The organism is Dethiosulfatibacter sp., from assembly GCF_983023055.1.
On the sequence record NZ_CEZJXU010000145.1, the window covers coordinates 1 to 4,097 of the forward strand.

A 4,097-nucleotide genomic window follows, 5' to 3' on the forward strand; every position below is an offset into this window, starting at 1 on the left:
CAGCAATAGAGAACAAATAGGATTAAAATATGAGGGGATGCTTTCTTATAGCTTAAGAAAGTTAAGAATTAAAAAATACCTTGAAGCGTTGGTATTTCGTTTTAAGGAAAACTTTCCACACAGGCAACACTGCCTAGGCGTGACGCGAATAGTCGCTTTGCCTAGCTTAAGAAAGTTAAAATATTCACAATGTTGTAAGTGTTGGTGTTATGCGATTAACGCGGATGACGCGACGTAGTAGCTTTGTTTTTAAAAAAATATTTGGAGGTTTTTATGTCAGTATTAATTATAAAAAATGTTGGAACAATGATATCAGGAGATCTTAAAAATCCTATATTGGATGCAAACACAGTAGTAGTAGTAGATGGCATTATTAAAGAAGTAGGTGGAGCAGAACTTGAGAAGAAGTATACTGCCGACAGCGTAATCGATGCAAACGGTACCACACTTACTCCTGGAATAGTAGATACACATGTTCACCCGGTTTTGGGAGACTTTTCTCCTAGACAAAGCATTCTTGGATTCATGGAAAGCTCTGTTCATGGTGGAATAACAACATTTTTATCTGCAGGAGAGCCTCATACTCCTGGAAGACCTAAGGATAGATCGGGTACAAAAGCTCTTGCTATTCTCGGCAAGAAAAGTTCAATGAACTTTAGACCAGGTGGAGCTAAATTCCACGGTGGTTCACTTATTCTTGAACAAGGATTAATTGAGGAGGACTTCAAAGAACTTGCTGCTGAAGGAGTAGATATAGTTGGTGAAGTAGGACTTGGAACTGTTAAGAAACCTGAAGATGCAGCTCCTATGGTAAAATGGGCAAAAGAAAATGGAATGACTGTAATGATGCACACAGGTGGAACAAGCATACCTGGAAGTAGCTCAATATCTGCAGATGATGTAATAGCAACAGATCCCGATGTAGTTTCGCATATAAATGGTGGACCAACTTCTATACCTTTAGATGAAGTTGACAAGTTGATAGATGAAACTGAATTGAGCCTTGAGGTTATTCAGTGTGGAAACTTTAGAATACTTAAATATGTAGCAGAAAAACTTTCGAAAAAAGGTCAATTAAACAGAATGCTAATGGGAACTGATGCTCCTTCTGGAACTGGTGTTATACCTTTAAGCCAGATAAGAACAATGTCATATCTTGCATCATGTTGTGATGGAATTTCAGCTGCTGAAGCAATCTGTATAGGAACTGGAAACAATGCCGATAAGTTTAAGCTTAACAGAGGAAAGATTGAAGTAGGAAGAGAAGCTGACTTCGTAATAATGGATGCACCTATGGGTTCTGCAGGAAAAGACGCTTTAGAAGCATTTGAAGTTGGAGATCTTCCAGGTATTGCATTTGTTATTGTTGATGGAAAAGTGGTAGTGAAGAAAAGTAGAAATACACCTCCGGCAACTAGAAAGCCGTCTATAGTATAAATTAGGAGTGAATAGATGATAAATATTAATTTGGATAAATGTATAGGTTGTAAGCTTTGTGAAAAGAATTGTCCCCTTGATGCTATAAAAGTAACAGATAAAAAAGCTGCAACAAATGATGCTTGTGTAAGTTGTGGAATCTGCGTAAGGGTATGTCCTGTAGATGCAATAGAAAAGACGGTTGGAGAAAAAGACAGTGCAAATGAAACATGCACTCACTGTCCTGTAAGGTGTTCAGTACCTGTGGGTCAGACTGGTGCTTGCAAAAGATATACAAACAACAACGGAACACTTGAAAGAAACAGAAAGCTTGTTGTAGAAGCAATAACAAGCGAGCCGGGAACTAGAAACCTTCCATACAAGCCTTTGATAACTGCTGTTGGAGCTGGAACAAACTATCCTTGCTGCAGACCTGCACCATATATAGTACAGGAAAAGGTAGCAGGCGTAGATGTTGTAACTGTTGTAACTGAAGCACCTCTAAGCTACAGTGGTGTAAAGGTTAAGCTTGATACCAATCTTCATATTGGTGAAGAAGGGGCAAAAATCAAGAGAGATGGAAAGCTTGTTGGAATGATTACTACTGAAGAATATGGTTCTAAAATGCTTACTATAGGTGGAGCAAATCTTCTAAGTAACGGAAATGATGGATTTATTGTTGCAAAGACAATTGTAGACCTTGCAAATGGAAGAAGAGTAACTCTTAAGGTTGATAAAGGAAGTAAACTTGAAATTCAACAAGGATTTGCTCCAATAATTGACGGACAGGAAGAGAAGCTTATGAGAGTTGGTTGTGGAAGTGCTACTATAGGCATGTTTGCAAAGAGACTTTCCGAAGTTGTTGATGAAGCGGTAATACTTGACTATCATGTAATAGGACTTTTGTCAGAGCATATGGCAGGATCTGATGTTGGAATGAAATACAGCGGAGTTGTTCCTTTTGGAACCAAATCTACTGTTGGAAGATACTTTGGAGTACACGGCCACGGTTGGGGTGGTACTGAAGTTATGGATCCAAAGGATGCTATAATTTCTGTAGACATGAACCTTGCCAAAGAAGGTATGAAAATACTTGTAACTGAAACTACTGGACAAAAAGCTGCTATGTTCGTTGTGAAGGCGGATGGAACAGTTGAATCAGTTGACATGAGTCAGGAAGCTATGGATGCTGTAAACCTTATTAAGAATACTTGTGAAGTATCAAAGACTTCTATAATCTATACAGGAGGAACTGGTGGTAGTGCAAGAGCTGGAGTTGTAAACTTCCCTAAAAAGCTTTCCGATGCAGTTCACAATGAAGATGTATATATGACTGTCGGCGGAGCACCTGCATTTATTCTTCCAGGTGGAGGAATCAACTTCATGGTTGATGTAGCAAAAATGGTTGAAGACGCTACAACTTGGGTACCAACACCTGCAACTGTTGCACCTGTTGAATATACAATGACTAGAGAAAAATATGAAGAGCTTGGCGGCCATGTTGCCAGCATAAGAAGTAAAAAAGAAATACTCAAAGAACTGGGACTATAGAATTATGCTTCAAATCCTTGATGAAAACAGAACCTTTTTAGACTACGGTCCTATTCAGATGGTTCTTGATATAAGAACCAATGGTAAGGGCCAGTTGAAAATTGCTGAAAAAGTTGCAAGTGACCTGGTTGATCAGTTTGACAGAATACTTGAATATATGAAAATAATCAAATCCCATGAGAATTATGGAATTTCAGATGAATATCCTCTTATTATGAACAAAATGATAGCTGCAGTAAATCTTTTAGGGGACAATTCTTTCAGTCCCCTGGCTGCAGTAGCAGGTTCTTTCTCCGAATATGCTCTTGAGCAGTCTTTGAAATATGGAGGGGAAAGAGTCATTGTAAACAATGGTGGAGATATTGCACTTAAAGATATGACAGGCAAACCATTCATAGTTGGAATTCCAATTGATGACTTGTCTTCAGGACTTAGGATTGAAATAACTCCTGAAATGAAAATTGAGGGTATATGTACAAGCGGACTGGGTGGAAGAAGCTTCACAAAAGGGATTGCCACAAAGGCAGTTGCACTTGGTCGGAAGGCTTCAGTTGCGGATGTATGTGCAACTTATCTTGGGAACATGACCAATATTGACGACCCAAATATTATAAGAGCATTGGCTGAAGAAATTGATGAAGGAACAGATATACCGGGACATCTTATAACTGTAAAAGTAGGTAATGTGGATAGAAGGCAGAAACTTAAGGCTTTGCTGAATGGATATGAAGCTGCAGAAGAACTTGTTGAAAAATCAATAATTAAAGGCGCTGCAATAGTGCTTGATAATGACATTATGACAATTCCAGATGGAATTGCAGTAATTAAATAAAACTAAAGGAGAACAAAATGGACGTAAAAGATGTTAAAATCAGGAAATTTTATACAAATGTTGAGGAAATAAATATTGATGGTGGAAAAGAGATAGAAGGAAAACAGCACAAGAGAGTTGCAATATGTGCAGTAATCGAAAATCCATTTGCTGGAAAATATGTTGATGATTTGGAATTTCTTTCTGACTGGGGCGCGTATATAGCACCAATCATGGTAGAAAAAGGACTTGCAGCTGCTGGTCTTAAGCCTGAAGAAGTTGAATCATACGGAAAAGGAGCAATAGTTGGTGCAAACGG

4 protein-coding genes are annotated in these 4,097 nt (G+C 38.4%); all 4 read left to right on the forward strand.

From position 1 onward, the window contains the following. Positions 1-273: 273 nt before the first annotated feature. Positions 274-1,437, forward strand: a complete 1,164-nt coding sequence (locus AC3AX0_RS06495) for an amidohydrolase family protein (RefSeq protein WP_487549493.1) — start codon at positions 274-276, stop codon at positions 1,435-1,437. 15 nt (positions 1,438-1,452) lie between these two features. Then, a complete protein-coding gene (locus tag AC3AX0_RS06500) occupies positions 1,453-2,967 on the forward strand; it encodes a DUF362 domain-containing protein (protein WP_487549494.1) in 1,515 nt (504 codons plus the stop codon). 4 nt (positions 2,968-2,971) lie between these two features. Then, positions 2,972-3,799, forward strand: a complete 828-nt coding sequence (locus AC3AX0_RS06505) for a UPF0280 family protein (protein WP_487549495.1) — start codon at positions 2,972-2,974, stop codon at positions 3,797-3,799. Positions 3,800-3,816: 17 nt separating this feature from the next. Further along, the coding region (locus AC3AX0_RS06510) for an amino acid synthesis family protein (protein ID WP_487549496.1) at positions 3,817-4,097 on the forward strand (281 nt) is incomplete at its 3' end.

What these genes read in the sequence shown, in the direction of transcription:
- AC3AX0_RS06495 (WP_487549493.1), top strand. Translation starts at nt 274, where the DNA reads ATGTCAGTATTAATTATAAAAAATGTTGGAACAATGATATCAGGAGAT.
- AC3AX0_RS06500 (WP_487549494.1), top strand. Translation starts at nt 1,453, where the DNA reads ATGATAAATATTAATTTGGATAAATGTATAGGTTGTAAGCTTTGTGAA.
- AC3AX0_RS06505 (WP_487549495.1), top strand. Translation starts at nt 2,972, where the DNA reads ATGCTTCAAATCCTTGATGAAAACAGAACCTTTTTAGACTACGGTCCT.